Source organism: Streptomyces sp. AC558_RSS880 (assembly GCF_019049255.1).
Lineage (GTDB): Bacteria > Actinomycetota > Actinomycetes > Streptomycetales > Streptomycetaceae > Streptomyces.
In genome coordinates this window covers 1-306 of record NZ_JAGMUJ010000211.1, presented here as the reverse complement: position 1 = coordinate 306, position 306 = coordinate 1, and the positions used below count along the sequence as shown (strand labels likewise).

Below are 306 nucleotides of genomic sequence, written 5' to 3'. Positions count from 1 at the left end.
ATCATCGCGATGACGGTGCCGACGATGTTGATGATCGACGTGGTGAACGAGTAGAAGAACGAGTCCGTCGGGTCGACGCCGACCGACTGCCACAGCGTCGAGGAGTAGTAGAAGGCGACGTTGATGCCGACGAACTGCTGGAACACCGACAGGCCGATGCCGATCCAGACGATCGGCTTGAAGAAGAAGCCGCCACCGAGGAGGTCCTTGAAGCTGGACTTCTCCTCGCGGTGCATCGCCGACTCGATCTCGGTGACGCGGGCGTCCAGGTCGACGGTCCTGCCCTCGACCTCTTCGAGGATCCGC

The 306-nt window shown here is 61.8% G+C and carries 1 protein-coding gene; it reads right to left on the bottom strand.

Annotation, left to right across the window (positions count from 1 at the left end; all coding sequences use genetic code 11):
- A partial coding sequence (locus KUM38_RS43955; RefSeq protein WP_217137234.1) for an MFS transporter occupies positions 1 to 306 on the bottom strand: 306 nt, incomplete at both ends.